The organism is Bradyrhizobium dasycarpum (assembly GCF_042019905.1).
Taxonomy (GTDB): domain Bacteria; phylum Pseudomonadota; class Alphaproteobacteria; order Rhizobiales; family Xanthobacteraceae; genus Bradyrhizobium; species Bradyrhizobium japonicum_B.
The window spans coordinates 3,662,037-3,682,277 of record NZ_CP169574.1 but is presented as its reverse complement, the minus strand read 5'-3'; the positions used below and the strand labels follow the sequence as shown (position 1 = coordinate 3,682,277).

General features: G+C 63.6%; 19 protein-coding genes, 2 tRNA genes and 1 pseudogene. 7 read left to right on the top strand and 15 right to left on the bottom strand.

Features of this window, described 5'->3' with window-relative positions; translation table 11 throughout:
• Positions 1 to 58: 58 nt before the first annotated feature.
• Both ACETMP_RS17755 and ACETMP_RS17750 read left to right on the top strand, forming a co-directional pair.
• Positions 59 to 493, top strand: coding sequence for a phasin (locus tag ACETMP_RS17755; RefSeq protein WP_375157198.1), 435 nt, complete (start codon positions 59 to 61; stop codon positions 491 to 493).
• 333 nt (positions 494 to 826) lie between these two features.
• Positions 827 to 903, top strand: a tRNA-His gene (locus ACETMP_RS17750).
• 448 nt (positions 904 to 1,351) lie between these two features.
• On the opposite strand, the gene ACETMP_RS17745 is transcribed toward ACETMP_RS17750, so the two are convergent.
• Complete coding sequence (locus ACETMP_RS17745) at positions 1,352 to 2,512, bottom strand: hypothetical protein (protein WP_375157197.1); 1,161 nt, start codon at positions 2,510 to 2,512, stop codon at positions 1,352 to 1,354.
• 537 nt (positions 2,513 to 3,049) lie between these two features.
• On the opposite strand from ACETMP_RS17745, the gene ACETMP_RS17740 reads away from it, so the two are divergent.
• A complete protein-coding gene (locus ACETMP_RS17740; RefSeq protein ID WP_375157196.1) occupies positions 3,050 to 3,547 on the top strand; it encodes a DinB family protein in 498 nt (165 codons plus the stop codon).
• 32 nt (positions 3,548 to 3,579) lie between these two features.
• Here the strand turns inward: ACETMP_RS17740 and ACETMP_RS17735 are convergent, their stop codons facing one another.
• Together ACETMP_RS17735 and ACETMP_RS17730 are read right to left on the bottom strand one after the other, a co-directional pair.
• Positions 3,580 to 3,984: a nuclear transport factor 2 family protein gene (locus tag ACETMP_RS17735; RefSeq protein ID WP_375157195.1), complete on the bottom strand. Its 405-nt coding sequence runs from the start codon at positions 3,982 to 3,984 to the stop codon at positions 3,580 to 3,582.
• A gap of 32 nt (positions 3,985 to 4,016) precedes the next feature.
• Complete coding sequence (locus ACETMP_RS17730) at positions 4,017 to 4,520, bottom strand: hypothetical protein (RefSeq protein WP_375157194.1); 504 nt, start codon at positions 4,518 to 4,520, stop codon at positions 4,017 to 4,019.
• A 174-nt stretch (positions 4,521 to 4,694) separates the two neighbouring features.
• Between ACETMP_RS17730 and tenA the strand changes: the two genes are divergently transcribed.
• Complete coding sequence (gene tenA / locus ACETMP_RS17725; RefSeq protein WP_375157193.1) at positions 4,695 to 5,369, top strand: thiaminase II; 675 nt, start codon at positions 4,695 to 4,697, stop codon at positions 5,367 to 5,369.
• Positions 5,370 to 5,393: 24 nt separating this feature from the next.
• Here tenA and ACETMP_RS17720 read toward each other — a convergent pair whose 3' ends face one another.
• The 4 genes and pseudogenes from ACETMP_RS17720 to ACETMP_RS17705 all read right to left on the bottom strand — a co-directional run bounded on the left by ACETMP_RS17720 (position 5,394) and on the right by ACETMP_RS17705 (position 8,661).
• Positions 5,394 to 6,290, bottom strand: coding sequence for an AEC family transporter (locus tag ACETMP_RS17720; protein ID WP_375157192.1), 897 nt, complete (start codon positions 6,288 to 6,290; stop codon positions 5,394 to 5,396).
• Positions 6,241 to 6,342: pseudogene (locus ACETMP_RS17715) on the bottom strand (AEC family transporter); the annotation flags it as partial. The pseudogene ACETMP_RS17715 and the gene ACETMP_RS17720, both read right to left, overlap by 50 nt.
• A 226-nt stretch (positions 6,343 to 6,568) precedes the next feature.
• Entirely contained in the window at positions 6,569 to 7,498 is a 930-nt protein-coding gene (locus ACETMP_RS17710; RefSeq protein WP_375157191.1) for an HpcH/HpaI aldolase/citrate lyase family protein, read from the bottom strand.
• On the bottom strand, positions 7,495 to 8,661 hold the full coding sequence (locus tag ACETMP_RS17705) for a CaiB/BaiF CoA transferase family protein (protein ID WP_375157190.1): 1,167 nt from the start codon (positions 8,659 to 8,661) through the stop codon (positions 7,495 to 7,497). The genes ACETMP_RS17710 and ACETMP_RS17705 overlap by 4 nt, the downstream gene beginning before the upstream one ends.
• Positions 8,662 to 9,141: 480 nt before the next feature.
• Between ACETMP_RS17705 and ACETMP_RS17700 the strand changes: the two genes are divergently transcribed.
• Together ACETMP_RS17700 and ACETMP_RS17695 are read left to right on the top strand one after the other, a co-directional pair.
• Positions 9,142 to 9,483 carry a hypothetical protein gene (locus ACETMP_RS17700; protein ID WP_375157189.1) on the top strand — a complete coding sequence of 114 codons (342 nt, stop codon included), beginning with the start codon at positions 9,142 to 9,144 and terminating at the stop codon, positions 9,481 to 9,483.
• Positions 9,484 to 9,836: 353 nt separating this feature from the next.
• Entirely contained in the window at positions 9,837 to 10,514 is a 678-nt protein-coding gene (locus ACETMP_RS17695) for a ParA family protein (RefSeq protein WP_025032179.1), read from the top strand.
• 159 nt (positions 10,515 to 10,673) lie between these two features.
• Here ACETMP_RS17695 and ACETMP_RS17690 read toward each other — a convergent pair whose 3' ends face one another.
• From ACETMP_RS17690 to trxB, 5 genes are all read right to left on the bottom strand, one after another.
• Entirely contained in the window at positions 10,674 to 10,820 is a 147-nt protein-coding gene (locus ACETMP_RS17690) for a hypothetical protein (RefSeq protein WP_155253294.1), read from the bottom strand.
• Positions 10,821 to 10,971: 151 nt separating this feature from the next.
• On the bottom strand, positions 10,972 to 11,118 hold the full coding sequence (locus ACETMP_RS17685) for a hypothetical protein (RefSeq protein WP_375157188.1): 147 nt from the start codon (positions 11,116 to 11,118) through the stop codon (positions 10,972 to 10,974).
• 265 nt (positions 11,119 to 11,383) lie between these two features.
• Positions 11,384 to 12,292, bottom strand: a complete 909-nt coding sequence (gene dapA, locus ACETMP_RS17680) for a 4-hydroxy-tetrahydrodipicolinate synthase (protein ID WP_375157187.1) — start codon at positions 12,290 to 12,292, stop codon at positions 11,384 to 11,386.
• Positions 12,293 to 12,756: 464 nt separating this feature from the next.
• On the bottom strand, positions 12,757 to 13,680 hold the full coding sequence (locus tag ACETMP_RS17675) for a LysR family transcriptional regulator (protein WP_028134465.1): 924 nt from the start codon (positions 13,678 to 13,680) through the stop codon (positions 12,757 to 12,759).
• 5 nt (positions 13,681 to 13,685) lie between these two features.
• Positions 13,686 to 14,651: a thioredoxin-disulfide reductase gene (gene trxB, locus ACETMP_RS17670; RefSeq protein ID WP_375157186.1), complete on the bottom strand. Its 966-nt coding sequence runs from the start codon at positions 14,649 to 14,651 to the stop codon at positions 13,686 to 13,688.
• Positions 14,652 to 14,915: 264 nt separating this feature from the next.
• Here trxB and ACETMP_RS17665 point away from each other — a divergent pair, with 264 nt between their 5' ends.
• Positions 14,916 to 15,395 (top strand): Lrp/AsnC family transcriptional regulator, encoded by a 480-nt coding sequence (locus tag ACETMP_RS17665; protein ID WP_028178740.1) that lies wholly within the window; start codon positions 14,916 to 14,918, stop codon positions 15,393 to 15,395.
• A gap of 307 nt (positions 15,396 to 15,702) precedes the next feature.
• On the opposite strand, the gene greA is transcribed toward ACETMP_RS17665, so the two are convergent.
• The 3 genes from greA to ACETMP_RS17650 all read right to left on the bottom strand — a co-directional run bounded on the left by greA (position 15,703) and on the right by ACETMP_RS17650 (position 20,192).
• Entirely contained in the window at positions 15,703 to 16,176 is a 474-nt protein-coding gene (gene greA / locus ACETMP_RS17660; RefSeq protein ID WP_018643807.1) for a transcription elongation factor GreA, read from the bottom strand.
• 206 nt (positions 16,177 to 16,382) lie between these two features.
• On the bottom strand, positions 16,383 to 19,847 hold the full coding sequence (gene carB, locus ACETMP_RS17655) for a carbamoyl-phosphate synthase large subunit (protein ID WP_375157185.1): 3,465 nt from the start codon (positions 19,845 to 19,847) through the stop codon (positions 16,383 to 16,385).
• 269 nt (positions 19,848 to 20,116) lie between these two features.
• Positions 20,117 to 20,192 (bottom strand) — tRNA-OTHER (locus ACETMP_RS17650).
• Positions 20,193 to 20,241: the final 49 nt, after the last annotated feature.

Below are 20,241 nucleotides of genomic sequence, written 5' to 3'. Positions count from 1 at the left end.
GGCCGGCGGGCGCGCCAGAAGGCTCACTCCATTTTTTCAATTAGCGTGAGGGACAACCATGACAGGTGCGACTGATCCGTTTTCTGCCTCGATCATTCCGTTCGAGGTTCCCGAGCAGATGCGTGCGTTCGCCGAGAAGGGCGTGTCGCAGGCCCGCGAAAGCTACGCCAAGTTCAAGGACGCCGCCGAGACCCACAACGGCACCGTCGAGGCCGTGTTCACCTCGGCCTCCAAGGGCGCGAGCGAGTACACCGCCAAGCTGGTCGAGTTCATGAAGGCCAACAGCAACGCCCAGCTCGACTTCGCCCAGCAGCTGTTCGGCGCCAAGTCGCCGTCGGAAGCGCTGGAGCTGTGGACCGGCCACACCCGCAAGCAGTTCGAGACCTTGCAGTCCCAGGCCAAGGAGCTGGTCGAGCTGACCCAGCGCGTCGCCGCCGAGACTGCCGAGCCGATCAAGGCCTCGGCCTCCAAGTACATTCCGTCCGCCGCCTGAGCGGTGAGGCAGGTTTGAACTTCAGGAAACCCGGGCCGAAAGGCCCGGTTTTTTTCGCCTCTCCCGCGCGCGGGAGAGGCCGGCGCCAGGCGATGCGAAGCATCGCAGGGCGGCGGGTGAGGGTTCTCTCCGCCCGGGGAGTAGGCGGCAGGGCAGCGCAGCCCTCGATGCCCGCCATCGCGCCCGATTCCATCGCACCGAACGTGATCTCAGCCGGTTTTTCACCCCATTGCGGCCTTGCCAAACCGGGCCGTTGCACCTAGTTTCCGCCCCGTCCAGCCCCCCTAGGTCGATGGCCTTTTCAGGCCCCCCTTGAGGGCGGCTCGCCAGGATGCAGTTGTAGCTCAGTTGGTTAGAGCGCCTGTCTGTGGAACAGGAGGTCGGTGGTTCGAGCCCACCCAACTGTACCAATCATCGAGCGATTTCTGATTGCCTGAAACTTTGGTCATCGGATCTCAACGGTTTCTAGGAGCGTGCGCAGGTAACACCTAAGGAGGCTTGCTATGGGCGAAACCGTTGCTGAAGCTTCGTCTTCACGATGGTGTCCAAGCTTCGTGGTGATGTTGCTAACGCCATTTGCAACTGCATGAAGAAGTGTGAAGACGTCAGCGAAAACCATAAAAGTCTCTTGGGCCCGGCGGTTCAACCGAAAACGAAGGCCTGAGTCCCGAACTTCCTACTCGCGGTTCGATGGCCAGTTGACGCGATATCGGAAAACCGCTTAGCGAACGGTGTTTCACGCACGATTTGGACATTGCTCTGGGCCGTTTCGGGGGTGGCGTCGGCCAAGCCAAGCAACCGGAAAAGTTGCTTATTAAGTGCACCGCCCTCGTAATCTTAGCGGAAGCGCGTTAAGGACTATGAGCGTCTTCCTAAGCGGGTGGGAGCTTGTCCTGCCTCTTCCATGAAGCGGAAGGGATGCGGTATCGATTTCTCCGGCTCTTTCATCGCATTGCGAAGGTAATCTGAAATGCTCTTACGGAGGCGAGGGGCCCACTCAGGTTCACGGATGTCGTAAATAATGACTCTGAGGTGCCTTAGGTCGAAAGGAACGTCATCCACTAGGCCCGATGTAAATACCACAGGTTTCTTTGCGGCATGCGAGAGCCCCAACTCATAGAACACGTTGGCGTTCTTTCCTGATAGATCGGCCAGCAACACTTTTGCTTTTTGAATCTGTTCCCAAATTTGCTCAACCACGCTGCCCGTCGTAAACAGCTCGTCAGCCCGGACGGGCTCAAATCCAGCTTCCTTAATGGCTGGCGTATAGATCTCCTGGTAGTAGCGATCGAACCACGATCCAAACGGCATCATCACGAAACAAGTATCGAGAAATTCGCGAATGCGTGGCTCGCGCGGCGGCGTCGACGAAGGAATTTTATCGGGCGGAGTCGTCCCCGGTATTACCTCGTCAGGGAGTGATTGCGTATCCGTGACATTCGATGGATTAAACGCGCGAAGAAACTTCAGATTCTCTACGAAAATTTTGGCGAACGTATCCACGCGATCACGCGGAATGCTGAATTCTCGCGTCAAAGTGTTCAAGAAAAACTCGTCTTCGGGAATGCGTTTTCCGCCGTAGAACTGTTCAACGGCTTGGAAATCCTTGACGCTCCGGAATGCGGAGAGCAGAGCCTCGGAGCGTTGGCTCGGCGAACTCGGCGCGACAACGTCTTGGCCCAGCTTTGTGAGGCTCACCGTACCTCCGGTGCGTTCAACGAGGCCGTACTGGTCAGCGGAGCGAAGCAAGTCTTGGAAGCGCCAATCGCTGACCAACCTAAAACCGACGGCAGTTACTAGATCATCGACGGGCATTGGGTTACCCGCATTTTTCTCCTCGATCTCCTTCGGAATACGGATAGCATCTTCAAGGCTATTCTTCGGGAAGGTCCAAGGCTTGCCCTTCGCACTATTTGGGTCAACGACCGCCTTTTTCGTTTTTTTCGTCTTCCTGACTCCCTTCTTCGCCGGCTTCTTTCCCTTAGCAGCCTTCGGCTCTGCTTCTGCTTCGTCGCTCATACCGCCCCCTCCGTTTCCCGCAGGGATTGTAGCCAAGCCTGGTTCAGGCGCATAGTGCTTTGAATCCTCAGCAAGAAGACCGTTTCCGGCTTGAGTTTGCCCTTCGGAAGTCGAGACTGCCACCTCGTCAACGCCCCACCATCACCCCCCGGGCACGTCATTTGTCCGTAGCCACCGTGGCTCCCCGCTTCTCATTGCGATATCGGTAGCGCACCCAGGACGTTCATCGACAACCAGCACGTAGGATGGGTTGAGCCCTTGGGAAACCCATCTCTTCTCGGCTTCAGCTCTCCGACGCGCGGCATGGTGCGTCGGTAGCTTCGGCTCCGCCAGATTGACGGTGAAAAAGCATCCGCCGGAATTGAAGTCGCGACGGTACGCTGTCGTGATGTGTCGCTATGACGAAGCAGGCTAGATGGGTTTCGGGAGGGCTCAACCCATCCTACGCGCTGGACTGTCACCGTAGCTGTAGCTGTCTCACGTCTAGGGCAACAACCCGAGATCAGCCAACATCGACAACCTTTGGAGCCTGAGAAAATGATCTCAGCCGAATACTGCCGGCTCATGGCCCGCTACAACACTTGGCAGAACGCCTCTTTGGTAGCGGCCGCCGACGGGCTGACGCACGAGGATCGCTGGAAGGATCGAGGGGCGTTCTTCCAGTCGATTGCAGCTACATTGAACCATCTCTATTGGGCTGATGCCCTGATACTGGAGCGACTGAAAGGGAACGCGCGTCCCGAGGAAACCATCAAGCACTCCCTCACAAGTCCCTCGGATTGGGAGGCCTTCAAGGCGCTCCGCTTGCAACGGAATGAAGAAATCGAAACGTGGGTGGCGCGATTGCGCGACGCGGACCTGAACGGGATGCTTGTTTGGTATCCTGGAGACGGTTCAACTCGGATCGAGAAGCCGAAGACCCTCGTTGTTGTTCAACTCTTCAACCACCAGGCCCACCATCGAGGTCAGGTCCACGCGATGTTGACGGCAGCGGGTGCAGAACCAGAGCCGACCGACATTCATCTTCTGGCGTAGCGCAAGGACGCTTCAATCCATCTCATCGCACGTCAGGAGACCATCGCCTTGATCTGCGCCGTATCCGCAAACTCGATCAGCTCGACGATCTTGCCGTCCTGGAATCTGAACAGGTCCAGGATCTCGGTGCCGACCGCCTTTCCGGTCGGGTTGTATCGCACGGTGACGCGGGAGTGGACGGCGACGCGATCGCCGTCGACCAGCTCGGCGAGGATCTCGCGGCCTTCGAAGCCGAAGCCTTCGGTGAACTGACGGAAAGCTTCGCGCAGGGTCGCGTGGCCCTGCTTTGTTCCTGTCAATTCGAGCGCGCTCTTGTTGCCCATCAGGGTGAATGCGCCCTCGGGATGAAAGGCCGACACCACGCTGTCGGTGTCACCACCGTCGCGCGCGGCGTAGGCGGCCCTGATCAATGCGAGCACATCTTCGCGGTTTGCCATCTGCCCCTCCCTGCAATGTGTATCGGGGCAGCTTAGCGACCTTTGCGTGCAAAGGCAAAACGGACTTGGACGACGGCGCGATGGCTCGGGGGCCGGGCGGGATCGCTCGTTTTCGTTCCGCGCTTTCGCCAGAAAACAGCGGCCGGACCCGGCGAACCTTTCCAGACCCTCGGGTGTTTGTAGCTGCGGCAGGACTGAAAAGCTGAGGGAGCTGAGCTATGAACGGTATCATCTATATTATCGGGCTGGTCGTGGTAATTGCTGCGGTGCTCTCGTTCTTCGGCCTGCGCTGATTGTTGTTTGGGCGCGGGGGAGGCCGTGCAGGGGCGCCGGCCAAACCTTCGACGCCTCACCGCGTCACCCAAGGCCACCACCGGCGTCACCGCCGCCAGCAGCGTGCCCAGCGCCACTGCGCCTGACGCCGGGTTCACCAGCCGCTGATGCTGTACCGCGAAGATGTCGGCGTTCGCACCGGTTGGCATGGCCGCCAGCTTGAGCGCGCACATCACCAGGATGCTCAGCTTCTCGCTCTTCACCGCGAAAGCGGGGCAGGTTGATGCCAAGCGATCAGTGCGGCTCGAAGCGGGGCCCATCCGCAACGTCGCTCAAAGCCGGCTTTGTCCGCCGCCACCGTAGCTCCTTCGTTCGCAATGCGCTATCGGTAGCGAGCCAATGACGTTTGATGGACAAGCAAGCAGGCGGAAAACATCGTGAGTTTCTTCGAGCGCCTCAAGACAGCCGCGTCCGCTGAGTGGCGGGCCTATACGGAGCATCCCTTCACGAACGGATTGGCGGACGGCTCGCTCCCCGAAACGGCGTTTCGTCACTACCTCGTTCAGGACTATTTGTTCCTCATCGAGTTTGCGCGCGCCTACGCGCTCGCGGTCTACAAGTCGCCCAGGCTTGCCGACATGCGTGAAGCAGCTTCCGGCCTCTCGGCCATCCTCGATGTCGAGATGAACCTGCATGTAAAACTCTGTGCCGAATGGGGCCTGTCCCCGGCCGATCTTGAACAGGCCCCTCCGGCGGCCGAGATGCTGGCCTATACGCGCTACGTGCTGGATGCGGGAATGCGCGGCGATCTGCTGGCGCTCAAGGTCGCGCTTGCTCCTTGCGTGATCGGGTACGCGGAGATCGCGACGCGGCTCGCCTCGCGGCCCGGTGCGGATGCTGCGACGAACGCCTATCGCGTCTGGATCGACGAATATGCCGGCGCGCCGTACCAGGAGGTCGCGGCCAAAGCGCGGGCGCATATGGAGCATCTCGCCGATCGCTACGCCACGCCGGCCCGCGAGGCCGAGCTGATCGCGATCTTCAGGGAAGCCACCCGCCTGGAGGCAGACTTTTGGGAGATGGCCTGGCGCGCCGGCCAGGCTGTCGCATAGCGGTGTCGGCAAACGACAAGCCGCCTACGTCCCTCCTGCCACCACCCACACCACCACCACCGGCAACGTCATCGCCGCCAGCAGCGTGCCCAGCGCCACCGCGCCCGAGACCGGGTTCACCAGCCGCTGATACTGCACCGCGAAGATGTAGGCATTCGCGCCGGTCGGCATCGCCGCGAACAACACGACGACGCCGGCGGCGATCGGCGGCAGGTCGAGCAGTCTTGCCAGCACGAACGCCGCGGCCGGCATGGCGGCGAGCTTCAGCGCGCACATCACCAAAATGCTCAGCTTCTCGCCCTTCACCTCGAAGCGAAACAGGTTGATGCCGAGCGCGATCAGCGCGGTCGGCGAGCCCGCTTGCGCGAGCAGCTCGATCGTCCTGTCGACGACGGGGGTGAGGCCGAGCCCGGCAAGGCGCCAGACCACGCCGAAGCCGATCGCCAGCATCAAGGGGTTGCGGGCGAGGTCGGCGAGCACGGGGCGGATCACCGAGAGCGGCGAGCCGGTGCGCTTGCGGCTGACCAGCTCCATCTGCAGGATGCCGCAGAGCCAGAGCAGCGGCGTGTTCACCGACAGGATCAGCGCCATCGGCCCTGCGGCCTCGTTGCCGAGCGCGGAGAGCACCAGCGGAATGCCGAGCATCACGATGTTGCCGTAGACCGAGCCGATCGCGAACACGACGCCGACCTCGCGGTCCTCGCGTCGCGCGCGGAGCAGGGCGGAGATCGCGAGCGCCGCGATCCAGGTCAGGGGCCAGCGCGCCGTAATAGGCGCCCCACATCCGGTAGGGGCTGACGTCGGGGAATTCCGAGACGACGATGGTGCGGAAGAGCAGGGCGGGGATCGCGATGCTGAAGGCGAATTCGCTGATGCCCTTGTGCGCGCTATCCGAGACGAAGCGAAACAGCACCGCGGCATAGCCGGCGGCGATCAGCGCAAACACCGGCGCGACGATCAGCAAGGTGGCCATGCGCAGCTATGCTCCCAGGACTATCGCATATGACTTGGCGCGGCGGCAGGTGCGCACGCCTCGTCCTTCGAGACGGCGCTGACGCGCCTCCTCAGGATGAGGCTAATAAGCGTAAGTGCCTTTTTGAACTGCAGCCACGCACTCCGTCCTCATCCTGAGGAGCCCGCTCAAAGCGGGCGTCTCGAAGGATGGCCGCAGGAATAGTTCTCAAATGCGAGATCCCTGACTACGATCCCAGCGCGATGATCCGGCGCGCCATGCGCACATTGGCATAGTCGATCATCTTGCCGTCCAGCGTCACCGCGCCCTGGCCGTTTGCCTCCGCCTGCTCCATGGCCTCGACGATCCGCCGGGCTTGCGTCAGCTCCGCGGCCGTCGGCGTGAACGCGCGCAGTGTCGGCTCGATCTGGTCGGGGTGAATGACCTGCTTGCCGTCGAATCCCATCACTGCTGCCTTCTGTGCGCTGCTTTCGGTCAGCCTCGCATCGCGGAACGCGCCGCAGGGGCCGTCGATGGCGATCAGCCCGCGCGCGCGGGCGGCGACCAAGAGGCGCATCATGGGATAGGCGAACAGGTCGAGCGGCGCTGTGGCATAGCCGCTTTGCGCCGATCCGACATGGCGGTAGCCGTCCGGCGACACGCCGATGTCGGAGGTGCGGGCGCCGATCGACGCTGCGAAATCGCCGACGCCGAGATGCAGCGCGGCGACGCTGTCGTGGCAGGCGGCGAGCGCGTCGACATTGACGAGACCGAGCGCGGTCTCGATCAGCAATTCCAGCGTCACAGGCGCGGCGCGATCCGGCGCGGCCGCGCGCAACTGCTCGGCAATCGAGACGATGTCGCTCATGCGCTCCGCCTTCGGCACGATCACGGCATCCAGCCGCGGCAGCGCCGCCAGCGCGCGGATCTCCTCCGTGATGAAGGGGCTGTCGACCGCGTTGATCCTGACCGTGACGCGCTTGTCGCCCCAGTCGAGCGCGGCGAGGGCTTGCACGGCCTCGCCAAGCGCAAGGCTCTTCTCCGACGGCGGCACCGCGTCCTCGAGGTCCATGAACACCGCATCCGCCATCGAGGCCGCCGCCTTGGCCACAAGGCGGGCGCGATGCGCGGGGACGGCGAGGTAGGCCCGCGTGGGCCGCTGCTGCGCCATCGTCATGGCTCCTTCACCAGGCCGAGTTCACTGATGATGGCCGCGTTGTGCTGCCCGACATCCGGCACCGGATCCATCCGCGGCTTCAGCCCGGGAATGGTCAGCGCGGGCAGGAAGCTCATCACCGGCCCGCACGGCGATCCCACGCTTTGCACGCGCGAGCGCGCATGCAGCTGCTCATGCTTCAGGAAGGCCTCGACCGAGTTCAGATGCGCGTTGGCGACCCCGGCCTCGTCCAGCAGCCGCAGCACCGCCTCGCCGGTCATGGCGGCAAAGCGCTGCTCGATATGCGCCTGCAGCTCGTCGCGGTTCTGCATGCGCAGCGGGTTGGTGCGGAAGCGCGGATCGTCCGCGAAGTCGGAATCGCCGAGCACGATGCGGCACAGCGAGCGCCATTCCCGGTCGTTCTGGATGCCGAAGAAGACGGTCGTGCCGTCGCCGACCCGGAACGGGCCGTAGGGCGCGATCGTGGCGTGCTTCGCTCCGGTGCGCGGCAGCGGCCGGCCGGTGCTGTGGGTGTAGAAGGCGGGATAGCTCATCCAGTCCGTGATGGAATCGAACAGCGAGGCCTGGAACGCCGTGCCCTTGCCGGTCCGCTCGCGGCGGTACAGCGCCATCAGCACGCCGTTGAGGATGTACATGCCGGTGGCGATATCGACCACGGACAGCCCGACCTTGGCCGGCTCCGCCTCGGTGCCGTTGATGGCGAGCACGCCGGCCTCGCACTGGACCAGGAGGTCATAGGCCTTCTTGTCGCTGTAGGGGCCGCCGGGGCCGTAGCCCGAGACGTCGCAGGCAATGATCCGGGGGTGTTTTCGCAGCAGCGATTCGGCATCGAGGCCGAGCCGCTCCGCCGCGCCCGGCGCGAGGTTCTGAATGAACACGTCGGCCTGCGGCAGCAGGGCGTCGAGCACCTTGCGGCCGTCCTCGCTCTTGATGTCGATGGCAAGGCTTTCCTTGGAGCGGTTGGTCCAGACGAATTGGCTCGATAGGCCGTTCATCACGTGGTCGTAGTCCCGGCAGAAATCCCCGGTGCCCGGCCGCTCGATCTTGATCACCCGCGCGCCCCAATCCGCCAGGTGGCGGCTCGCCAGCGGCGCCGCGATCGCCTGCTCCAGCGAGACCACCGTGACGCCCGACAGCGGCAGCTCCGCTTCGTTCCCTTCCATGCAACCTTCTCCTCGCGTGCGCTTTTCGACCGGCGCAGGAGACAAGCCGGCCGCCCCACGCGCATCTTCTTGATCCTGCCATGATGCCCCTGTTTTGCCCGACAAGTCAAACGGGGCTTCGCTTAATCCTAATAATTGCCGAGCGATTACCGTGACTTGCTACTGTGCATGGGGTTGTTTTCGCGATTTTTGTTTGGCGGGGTCGGCGCTCTTCCGCCGCGTACCGCTGTCATCCCCCGCGCAGGCGGGGGATCCAGTACGCCGCGGCTTCTCAGGGAACGTCCGGCGCCTCTGGAATCCTGGATCCCCGCCGTCGCGGGGATGACAGCTGTCGGTTGGCACGACTCCGCAAAGTGCACACAGGACCTTTAACCGCCCTGTTGCCGAGACCGCACAGCTCCGACCTTTCGCATCCGCCCTCGTTGCCAACGAACCACCGTTCACCCACTATCCCCTTCGACTCGACATGTGGGGGACTTAATGCCGGCGCTTCGCTTCAAGACATCCTTGGCTGCTGCAACACTCGCCATGGCCCTGGCCGTGCTGGTCCAGCCCGGCGCCGGCTTCGCCTACACCCAGGAGGAGCAGCAGGCCTGCACGCCGGATGCGATGCGGCTGTGCAGCGAGTTCGTTCCGAACGTCGATGCCATCACCGCCTGCATGATCCGGAAGAAGGCGCAGCTCTCGCCGCCATGCCGGGTGTTCTTCCGTCCCGGACCCGAGCCGGGCGAGCAGCGCGCCGGCAAGCCGACCAACATCGCGCCCAAAACCGTCAAGAAGACCGCCAAGCCGACGACCAAGAAGAAGACCAGCGACGGCTGAGTGTGCGGCGGCCTCGTCCTCTCTCGAAACCTCGTAAGGTAATGGACTCCTTTTGTTCGCGCAGGCTGGCGCCAGCTTGCGACATTGACGGAAAGGCGCGACGGAAAAGAGTCGGGAGCGGATATGCGCGGTGAAGTTGCATTCCGCTTTGGTGCCGAACGAATGCTCAAGAAACGCACACAACACAGTGTCTGACTGCGTCTGGTGTCGCGCCTCGCAAGTCGCAGTGTGACTCAAAAGCCAGCACGCCTTGTTATTTCGTGACCGCAGCGCAACTCTCGATAAATTTATCTTTCACGAATCAGCGCGGTGATTCATTTTCGCGGCCTGGGGTCAATCTGGAGGCCGAAGGTATGAACGTTATTGTTTTTGCATCGCGTAAAGGCGGCTCGGGCAAGAGTACCCTCGCCGCACATCTTGCCGCACAGATCAAGGCGAGCAAGCAGGTCATGCTCGTGGACGCGGACCCGCAGGGCTCGCTGACGCTGTGGCACAAGCTGCGCGGCACCAACGAACCGCCGATCAAGGCGGCCGTGAACTCCGTCAGCGGCATCGTCTCCGCTGCCAAGCGCGACGGTTATGAATGGGTGTTGATCGACACGCCGCCGAACCTCTCGGCCGTGGTCGACGACGCGATCAAGAACGCCACCATGGTGGTGATTCCCGCCCGTCCCGGCGTGTTCGACGTCAACGCGGTGCAGGAGACCATCCAGATGTGCCGCGCCGCGCGCAAGCCCTATGCGGTCGTGCTCAACGGTGCGCCGGCCAAGCGCGACGAAGCCGAGAGCCCGATCGTCACCATCGCCCGCGAAGCCCTGGCGAAATTCCGTGCGCCGGTGTGGGGCGGCCAGATCACCAACCGTTCGGATCTGCTGATGGCGTTGAGCCACGGCGAGGGCGCGCGGGAGTATCAGGCCGAGAGCCGTGCGGCCCAGGAAATCGCAAGGCTGTGGGCGGCGATCGAGCGTTCAGTGAAGGCCATTCGCGGCACGGCGTCGGCATCCGGCGCAATGCACAAGCAGGCAGCGTAATTTTTTATAAATCATTCCCCGGACGAAAAACGCGCGGTGTCCGCGCGTTTTGCGTTTTCAGGTCTCACTCGTAAATTCCGGAGCGCCCGAAGGGCGAATCCGAATCTCGAGTTCCGAGTCTGACGCTATCGCGCCATCCCGGAATGACGAATTGAAGGCCTACGCCACCATCAGCATGTAGAACACGATGACCGGCGACAGCGTGAGGATCACCGACCAGATGCCGACGGCCCAGAGAATGTCCTCGGTGGTAAAGCTCTGCTCGGTGGACAGCTTGCCGTATCCGGCGTCGAAATGCGACGCCATTTCATTCTGACTATTCACAATACGCCCCCGCGATTTCTTCGCTTATGGGCGTGAATGATACCCGGGATGTTTTAAGATTCCGGCTTGCAGGCTGCTGCGCATTTTGAACGCATTTGTGACGGCCGTTTAACCATCCGCGCGCGCTGCCGCCTTAGGCCAGCCAGATTCGAAACAGCAGCGCCGGCATCAGGCCGAGCATCACCGCCCAGAACCCGAACGACGAAACGACGAGAATTCCCTGCAAAAGATCGGCCGGCGCGAATTGCCGGGCGGCCGTCGGCCGGATGCGATGCCCCATTGTCATTCCCCCTGTCAGAAGCCTTGAGAGGACAACGATAGGAACAGATGCGTAAACGAGGCGTGGATGCGGCATGCGGCGTGCGCGAAGGCCGTTGGGATGATGTTAACCACAGGCGGCGCTCTGTCGCCCGACCGCCGTCATTCCGGGGCGCGACGAAGTTGCGAACCCGGAATCCATTGGGCGGCTGAGTTGGCGGATGAATGGATTCCGGGTTCGCGCTGCGCGCGCCCCGGAATGACACGGGGGTGGCGTGAGAAGTCCGCTACGCCGCGACCTTCGTCCGCCGCTCGATCTCGCGATCGATCGCGGCGGCGAGCTCGCTACTGACTTCCACCATGGGCAGGCGCACTTCGGGGCTGTCGATCAGGCCGCATCGCCACAGCCAGTACTTCGCCGGCGCCGGGCTCGGCTCGGTGAACAGCAGGCGCGTCAACTCGGCAACCTCTTGCCAGCGCGCCTGCGCCGCCTCGTGGTTGCCGCGCTTGTGCTCGGCATATACGGCCGCAAAGGTCGCGGTCTCGACATGGGCCGACAGCACGATGCCGCCGTCGGCGCCGTCGGTGAGCGCCTCGAAATAATTCGCATCCTCGCCGGTGAGCACGCGGAATTCCTTTGGGCGGTCGCGCAGCAGCGCGATGGATTGCTCGCGGCTCGCGCCGCAATCCTTCAGGCCCACGATGTTTCTGTGCTCGGCGAGCCGCAGCATGGTCTGGTTGGTGATGTTCACGGAGGTGCGATAGGGAATGTTGTAGAGCGCGAGCGGCCACGCCGCGTGATCGGCGAGCGCCTCGAAATGCGCCAGCAGGCCGCGCTGCGAGGGCCGCACGTAATAGGGGCTCGCGATCAGATAACCGTCGATCGGCCAGTCCGCGGTCTCGTCGAGACGTTCCTGCAGCCGCGCGGTGTCGGCGCCCGACAGGCCAAGGCAGACCGGTAAGGTGCGGTGGCTGGCCGCCATCTCCTCGCTCACGACCGCGACGAGACGTTCGAGCTCGGCCTCGCGCAGCGTCATGCCTTCGCCGGAGGTCGCGCCCAGGACGAAGCCGTCGATGCCTTGCGCGCTGTAGTGCCGCGTCAGCCGCCGCAGCGACCGCTCGTCGAGGGCGCCGTTGTGGAACGGCGTCACCAGCGGCAGCCACAGCCCGTGCAATTGTCCGTGTAGTCCAGTCATGTTTCCATCTCCTTCTCGGGAAAAAAACCTGAGACGGAGGGCACATGAAAAAAACCCCGTCCAGGCGGCGGGGTTTTCGAAGATTTGCGGCGATGACGAAGCTTGGCTAGCGCGCGCAAAAATCCGAGGCCCCGGGATGGGGGCCTTTTTCGAGGCGACGGCCTCGAACGAGATTGCGCACGACTTCGTGATCATTTGCGAATGATGCGGGGTATGCGTGGAACTGTCAATACACGCGGAGGGCGAAGGCCGATCCGAACGAAAAAAAAGCCGGACCCGAAGGGCCCGGCTTAGGTATTGGCCACGTGAGGCCGACACAATCACCTTCCAAGAGGGATTACTGAACTCCCGCGCCACTGGAGGAGGGGGACAAATGCGCAACGCGAAGGCTCAGCGTGCAAGCAGTATGGGCTTGACGAGCGGCCTCCAGCAACAGCCGAGGCCGCATGTCAGTCATGCGGAAATTAGGACGGCCAGCGCTGCGCCTTGCTGACCACGAAGTCGCGGAACACCTGCACGCGCGCCACCGTTTTCAGCTCCTCGGGATAGACGAAATAGGTATCGAGCTGAATCGAATCCGACTCGCCGAACAGCTGCACGAGTTTGCTCTGTTCCTCGACGAGGTAGTCGGGCAGGGCGGCGATGCCGAGGCCCTGCTGACAGGCGCGTACGAGACCGAGGATGTTGTTCACCCTGAAATAGGCCTCGCGCGGACCGGAGCCATTGCGCCCGGCTTCGACCAGCCAGTTGCGGTTCTGCAGATGCGGCGCGAAGTGGCCGTCGGCGAGCGTGATGATGCGGTGGGAGTCGAGCTCCTCCAGCGTGCGCGGCGTGCCGAAGCGCTTGATGTATTCCGGCGAGCAATAGGCGTGGAAGCCCATCGCGAACAGCTTGCGCTGGATCAGATCCGGTTGCGTCGGCTTGCGGGTGCGGATCGCGACATCCGCCTCGCGCATCGACAGATCGAGCTCCTCGTCGGTGACGATCAGCGAGATCCGGATCTCGGGATAGAGCGCGGTGAACTCGCCGAGCCGCGGGATCAGCCAGTTGATGCCGACGCCGGGCGTGGTGGTGATCTTGAGGTCGCCGCTCGGCCGCTCGCGGCTGTCGGTGAGTTTCGCGCGCGCCGCCTGCAGCTGCATGAACACGTCATGCGCGGTGCGGAACAGGAGGTCGCCCTGCTCGGTAAGGATCAGGCCGCGGGCGTGGCGGTGGAACAGCGAGACCGAAAGCTCCTGCTCCAGCGCCGAGACCTGGCGCGACACCGCCGATTGCGACAGGCCGAGCTGCTCGCCCGCATGCGTGAAGCTGCCCGCTTCCGCCGCTGCGTGAAACACCTTCAGCTTGTCCCAGTCCATATCCGTAAATCCGTCGCGTGTTCGAGGCATGATCGTTATTCCGCTGCCGCGCGCTCGCTGGCGCGCAGGGCCAAGAAACGTTCGGCCTCGAGCGCGGCCATGCAGCCGAGGCCTGCGGCCGTCACGGCCTGGCGATAGGTCTCGTCGGCGACGTCGCCGGCGGCGAACAGGCCGGGCACCGAGGTGGCGGTCGAGTTCGGGGCGACCTCGACATAGCCCGACGGTTTCAGCTTGATCTGGTCTTTCACGAGCTCGGTTGCCGGCGCGTGGCCGATGGCGATGAAGACGCCGTCGGTCTTCACGTCCGTCAGCGCGCCGGTCTTGACGTTCTTCAGGCGGACATGGGTGACCTTGTTCGGGTTCTCGGTGCCGCAGATCTCGTCCACGGCGGAGTCCCAGATCACCTTGATCTTCGGATGCTTGAACAGGCGCTCCTGCAGGATGCGCTCGGCGCGGAAATGATCGCGGCGATGCACGATGGTGACCTGCGAGGCATGGTTGGTGAGGTAGAGCGCTTCCTCGACCGCGGTATTGCCGCCGCCGACCACGACGACGTCCTTGTTGCGGTAAAAGAAGCCGTCGCAGGTGGCACAGGCCGACACACCGCCGCCCTGGAACTTGGCTTCAGACGGCAGCCCGAGCCAGCGGGCTTGCGCGCCGGTGGCGAGGATGACGGCATCGGCGAGATAGACGTCGCCCGAGTCGCAGGTGAGGCGGAACGGCCGCTGCGCCGTCTCCAGCTTGGTGACCAGGTCGGTGACGATCCGGGTGCCGACGTGGACCGCCTGCTTCTCCATCTGCTCCATCAGCCAGGGGCCCTGGATCACGTCGGCGAAGCCCGGATAGTTCTCGACATCGGTGGTGATGGTGAGCTGGCCGCCGGGCTGGATGCCCTGGATCAGGATCGGCTCAAGCATCGCCCGCGCGGCGTAGATCGCCGCCGTGTAGCCGGCGGGGCCGGAGCCGATAATGACGACCTTTGCATGAACGGGAGCGGACATTTCGATGGACGCCTTTCACGGGGGATTTGCAGCGCGGGCGCGGAACATGCCGGGAGGCGTTGCGGGGCGCTGAAATGTCAGAGCTAATCTAAGCCTTCTGGTGAGCTATGCAAGAATTGCATTCCCTATCGGCGGATTTTTCCAACAGGGAACAAAAGTCGATTGCGATGCACGCGCAATAAAATTGCGCTGGCGCCGCAGACTGGTTATGAGGATTACGACAAGCCACCCAATACCGCTGTAAAGGCCAGGAGTTCCAATCACGTGTCGCGGAACCTAGACGAGATCGACCTGAAAATTCTCACCGAGATTCAGGCCGACGGTCGAATCACGAATGTCGAGCTGGCCAAGCGCGTCGGCATCTCGCCGCCGCCCTGCCTGCGCCGCGTCCGGGCGCTGGAGGAGGAGGGCTATATCCACGGCTACCGCGGCCTGTTGGACGCCCGCAAGCTCGGCTTCGACGTGACCGTGTTCGCCGCCGTGCACCTGTCCAGCCAGGCCGAGGCGGATTTGCGTGCCTTCGAGGACTTCGTCCGCGCCGAGCCGCTGGTGCGCGAGTGCTGGATGCTGTCGGGCGAGGTCGATTTCATCCTTAAATGCGTCGCCCCCGACATGGCGACGTTCCAGGATTTCGTCACGCATCTGACGGCGGCGCCCCACGTCCGCAACGTGCGGACCTCGCTGGTGCTGCACAATTCGAAATACGAGGCGGCGGTGCCGCTGGACGTGAAGGGGCGGAGATAGGGGCGCCCGATCTCGTGCCCCGGACGCAGCGCAGCGCTGCAGAGCCGGGGCCCATGCAGCAACGATGTGCGCGCACGCTGGGTCCCGGCTCTGCGCCGCGCCGCTGAAGCGTTGCAGCCTGTCCGGAACACGAGAGTGGAGGGCGTTGCTGCGCCAAACTCCGTCATTGCGAGCAGAGGCAGTCTGGATTGCTTCGCTGCGCTCGCAATGACGCGTGGAGAGGGCTACCGCGCTCACGCCCCCGCAACAAAAAAGGCCGCGCAGATCGCGCGGCCTTTTTCGAACGTCACGGTGCAGCGACAAGTCCTTACCGCCACTCCACCTTGGTGATCTCATACGCCTTGGCGCCGCCGGGTGCGTTGACCTCGACGGTCGATCCCTTCTTCTTGCCGATCAGCGCGCGCGCCAGCGGCGAGGTGATGGAGATGCGGCCCTTCTTGGCGTCGGCCTCGACCTCGCCGACGATCTGCCACACCGTTTTCTTCTCGGTGTCCTCGTCGACCAAGGTCACGGTGGCGCCGAACTTGATGGTGTCGCCGGACAGCTTCGAGATGTCGATGATGTCGGCGCGCGCAAGCTTGTCCTCGAGCTCGGCGATACGGCCTTCATTATGCGACTGCTCTTCCTTCGCGGCGTGATATTCCGCGTTCTCCGACAGGTCTCCGTGCGAGCGCGCTTCCGCGATATGCTCGATGATGCGCGGACGATCTTCCGACTGGCGCTTCTTCAATTCTTCCCCGAGCGCGACAAAGCCGGCCTGGGTCATCGGAACCTTTTCCATCTCTTCTCTCGTCCTTCAGCTGCGCGCCCCACGAAGACCGGGGCGCGGCAACCTTGATTCGTCGGTATTCCCGGGGCTTAACCGCGCCCACCGGGAGCTATGTGGGTCTGGTGCCGGAACAGAACAACCCACATGGCCGGACAGTTCCTCCGGCCATTGTGGCTTCATTGCCAATCACTTAGCGGCGGTTTCACCGCCGCTAGCGATCAGGTTTCCGAAAAGTAGCTCTGCAGGGTACGAACCTCAAGGTCCCCGCCCAGATAGGCCCGGATGCCCTGCGCGGCCGCCACGGCCCCGGAAAGAGTGGTGTAATACGGCACTTTATGCAAGAGGGCCGCGCGCCGCAACGAACGGCTGTCGGCCAGCGCCTGCGGGCCTTCCGTGGTGTTGAAGACGAGCTGGACGTCGCCGTTGGTGATGGCATCGACAATGTGCGGCCGTCCTTCCAGCACCTTGTTCACCTTCTCGGTCGGGATGCCCTGGTCGGTCAGGAAGCGCTGCGTGCCGGAGGTCGCCAGCACCTTGAAGCCGAGCGAATGCAGTTCACGCACCGCTTCGGCGATCCGCGTCTTGTCGCTCTCGCGCACCGAGACGAATACGGTGCCCTTGCGCGGTACCCGCGTGCCGCCTCCGAGCTGGCTCTTGGCGAAGGCGACCTCGAAATTGCGGTCGATGCCCATGACCTCGCCGGTCGAGCGCATCTCCGGGCCGAGCACCGTGTCGACGCCGGGGAAGCGCGCGAAGGGGAAGACCGATTCCTTGACGCCGACGTGCTTGAGCTTCGCCTTCTTCAGCTTGAAATCGGCGAGCTTCTCGCCCGCCATGATGCGCGCGGCGATCTTGGCGACGGGGGTACCCACCACCTTGGCGACGAAGGGGACGGTGCGGGAGGCGCGCGGATTGACCTCGAGCACGTAGATCTCGCCGTCCTTGATCGCGTATTGCACGTTCATCAGGCCGACCACGTCGAGCCCGAGCGCGAGCTCGCGGGTCTGACGCTCCAGCTCCTCGATCATCTCGGGCTCGAGCGAGTGCGGCGGCAGCGAGCAGGCGCTATCGCCGGAATGGATGCCGGCTTCCTCGATGTGCTCCATGATGCCGACGATGAAGGTGTCCTTGCCGTCGCAGAGGCAGTCGACGTCGATCTCGGTGGCATCCGACAGATAGCGGTCGAATAGCAGCGGGTTCTTGCCGAGCACGGTGTTGATCTGCCCGGTCTTGTCGTTTGGATAGCGCGCCTTGACGTCGGCCGGCACCAGCTCCGGCAGGGTACCGAGCAGGTAGTCGTTGAGCTGATTCTCCTCGCGGATGATCTGCATCGCGCGGCCACCGAGCACGTAAGACGGCCGCACCACCAGCGGCAGGCCGAGATCGGCGGAGACGAGTCTGGCCTGCTCGACCGAATAGGCGATGCCGTTCTTCGGCTGCTTGAGGCGAAGCTTGTCGAGCACGCGCTTGAAGCGGTCACGATCCTCGGCAAGGTCGATGGCATCGGGCGAGGTGCCGAGGATCGGCACTTCGGCGGCTTCCAGCGCGCGTGCCAGCTTCAGCGGCGTCTGGCCGCCGAACTGCACGATCACGCCGTGCAGCGTGCCGTTGCTGCGCTCCTTGGCGATGATCTCCAGCACGTCCTCGGCGGTCAGCGGCTCGAAATAGAGCCGGTCGGCAGTGTCGTAGTCGGTCGACACCGTCTCCGGATTGCAGTTGACCATGATGGATTCGTAACCGGCATCATGCAGCGCGAAGCAGGCGTGACAGCAGCAATAGTCGAACTCGATGCCCTGGCCGATCCGGTTCGGCCCGCCGCCGAGAATGATGACCTTCTTCTTGTCGGACGGGGTGCTCTCGTCCGCCGGCGCGCCCGCGAACGGCGCCTCGTAGGTCGAATACATGTAGGCGGTGGGCGAGGCGAATTCGGCCGCGCAGGTGTCGATCCGCTTGTAGACGGGGCGAACGCCGAGTGCATGGCGCTTCGCGGTGACCTCGGCTTCCGTCGTCTCGGCCAGCACCGCGAGCCGCGCGTCGGAGAAGCCCATGGCCTTCAGCGTGCGCATGCCGAAGGCGTTGCCGGGCAGGCCGTGCTTCCTGACCTTCTCCTCCATGTCGACGATGCCGCGCATCTCGCCGAGGAACCAGGGATCGATCTTGCAGGACTTGAAGATGTCCTCGTTCGACCAGCCGAGCCGCATGGCCTGGGCGACCTGAAGGATGCGGTTCGGCGTCGGCGTGCCGAGCGCGGCGCGGATCGCGTTCTTGTCGTCGTCGCGGCCGAGGCCCTCGATCTCGATCTCGTCGAGGCCGGTGAGGCCGGTCTCGAGCCCGCGCAGAGCCTTCTGCAGGCTTTCCTGGAAGGTGCGGCCGATCGCCATGACTTCGCCGACCGATTTCATCGACGTGGTCAGCGTGGTGGAGGCGCCGGGGAATTTCTCGAAGGCGAAGCGCGGCACCTTGGTGACGACGTAGTCGATGGTCGGCTCGAACGAGGCCGGCGTGGCGCCGCCGGTGATGTCGTTGGCGATCTCGTCCAGGGTGTAGCCGACCGCGAGCTTGGCCGCGACCTTGGCGATCGGAAAACCGGTGGCTTTCGACGCCAGCGCCGAGGAGCGCGACACGCGCGGATTCATCTCGATGACGACCATGCGGCCGTCTTCCGGATTGACGCCGAACTGCACGTTGGAGCCGCCGGTCTCGACGCCGATCTCGCGCAGCACCGCCAGCGAGGCGTCGCGCATGATCTGGTATTCCTTGTCGGTCAGCGTCAGCGCCGGCGCCACCGTGATGGAATCGCCGGTGTGCACGCCCATCGGATCGAGGTTCTCGATCGAGCAGACGATGATGCAATTGTCCTTCTTGTCGCGCACCACCTCCATCTCGTACTCCTTCCAGCCGAGCACGGATTCTTCGATCAGCACTTCGTTGGTGGGAGACGCATCGAGGCCGCGCTCGATGATGTCGAGGAACTCTTCCTTGTTGTAGGCGATGCCGCCGCCGGTGCCGCCCATCGTGAAGGAGGGGCGGATGATCGCGGGCAGGCCGATCTCGGACAGCGCCATCATCGCCTGTCCGAGCGCGTACTCCTGGTAGCGCTTGCGGCGGTCGCTCTCGCCCAGCGTCCACTGCCGCTCATGTTCCTCGAGCGCGGCACCGGAGAGCTTTTCGCGCTCGGCGAGGTACTTGTCGCGGAACGACTTCTTCAAGGCCGACGCGTTGGCGAGCCGCGACTTCGGCGTCTCGAGCCCGATCTTGGTCATGGCCTCGCGGAACAGCTGGCGGTCCTCCGCCTTGTCGATGGCGTCGGCGGTGGCGCCGATCATTTCGACGTCGAACTTGTCCAGCGTGCCCTGGCGGCGCAGCGACAGCGCGCAGTTCAGCGCGGTCTGTCCGCCCATCGTCGGCAGCAGCGCAAAGCCGCCGGGAATGACATGACGTTCCTTCTCGATGATCTTGGCGACGATCTCGGGCGTGATCGGCTCGATATAGGTCGCATCGGCCAATTCCGGATCGGTCATGATAGTGGCCGGGTTGGAATTGACGAGGACGATGCGATAGCCCTCTTCCTTCAGCGTCTTCACCGCCTGGGTGCCCGAATAGTCGAACTCGCAGGCCTGGCCGATCACGATGGGGCCGGCGCCGATGATCAGGATGGTGGTGATGTCTGTACGTTTGGGCATCAACTCTCGCCGAAGTGGAATTTGGGCACAAAAAAGGGCGCGCTGCTGCGCGTCCCTGTGGCCGAGAGCGCGGTGGTCTCCCTCGCGCGCGGGTGGGTCTTAGACCAGTTTTCGGGGCGGCGAAACCCCGAAAAATGCCCATCAACCGGCAATTTTGGCGGGTTAGGGGAGGCTGCCGGGCGCGCCCGGCTTCGCCCTTCGGGCTTCGCCGCGGCAGCCTTCGCCACGATAGGGCTTGCCGAGCCGAAGCTGGCGGAGCCAGCGAAGGCTGGAGACCCGGCCTGGATTTGAACCAGGATGAAGAGCGTTGCACCGCCCTCGCGTAGACGCTTCCGCCACCGGGCCGCGGCGATCATGACCGATTGCAGTGCGACAAGCTACGACGGCTAATTGT

Bases quoted from the DNA above. Each gene is read 5' to 3' on its own strand.
- ACETMP_RS17755 (WP_375157198.1), top strand. From the start codon at position 59: ATGACAGGTGCGACTGATCCGTTTTCTGCCTCGATCATTCCGTTCGAG.
- ACETMP_RS17745 (WP_375157197.1), bottom strand. From the start codon at position 2,512: ATGAGCGACGAAGCAGAAGCAGAGCCGAAGGCTGCTAAGGGAAAGAAG.
- ACETMP_RS17740 (WP_375157196.1), top strand. From the start codon at position 3,050: ATGATCTCAGCCGAATACTGCCGGCTCATGGCCCGCTACAACACTTGG.
- ACETMP_RS17735 (WP_375157195.1), bottom strand. From the start codon at position 3,984: ATGGCAAACCGCGAAGATGTGCTCGCATTGATCAGGGCCGCCTACGCC.
- ACETMP_RS17720 (WP_375157192.1), bottom strand. From the start codon at position 6,290: ATGCCGCGGTGCTGTTTCGCTTCGTCTCGGATAGCGCGCACAAGGGCA.
- ACETMP_RS17710 (WP_375157191.1), bottom strand. From the start codon at position 7,498: ATGACGATGGCGCAGCAGCGGCCCACGCGGGCCTACCTCGCCGTCCCC.
- ACETMP_RS17705 (WP_375157190.1), bottom strand. From the start codon at position 8,661: ATGGAAGGGAACGAAGCGGAGCTGCCGCTGTCGGGCGTCACGGTGGTC.
- ACETMP_RS17700 (WP_375157189.1), top strand. From the start codon at position 9,142: ATGCCGGCGCTTCGCTTCAAGACATCCTTGGCTGCTGCAACACTCGCC.
- ACETMP_RS17695 (WP_025032179.1), top strand. From the start codon at position 9,837: ATGAACGTTATTGTTTTTGCATCGCGTAAAGGCGGCTCGGGCAAGAGT.
- ACETMP_RS17690 (WP_155253294.1), bottom strand. From the start codon at position 10,820: ATGGCGTCGCATTTCGACGCCGGATACGGCAAGCTGTCCACCGAGCAG.
- ACETMP_RS17685 (WP_375157188.1), bottom strand. From the start codon at position 11,118: ATGGGGCATCGCATCCGGCCGACGGCCGCCCGGCAATTCGCGCCGGCC.
- dapA (WP_375157187.1), bottom strand. From the start codon at position 12,292: ATGACTGGACTACACGGACAATTGCACGGGCTGTGGCTGCCGCTGGTG.
- ACETMP_RS17675 (WP_028134465.1), bottom strand. From the start codon at position 13,680: ATGCCTCGAACACGCGACGGATTTACGGATATGGACTGGGACAAGCTG.
- trxB (WP_375157186.1), bottom strand. From the start codon at position 14,651: ATGTCCGCTCCCGTTCATGCAAAGGTCGTCATTATCGGCTCCGGCCCC.
- greA (WP_018643807.1), bottom strand. From the start codon at position 16,176: ATGGAAAAGGTTCCGATGACCCAGGCCGGCTTTGTCGCGCTCGGGGAA.
- carB (WP_375157185.1), bottom strand. From the start codon at position 19,847: ATGCCCAAACGTACAGACATCACCACCATCCTGATCATCGGCGCCGGC.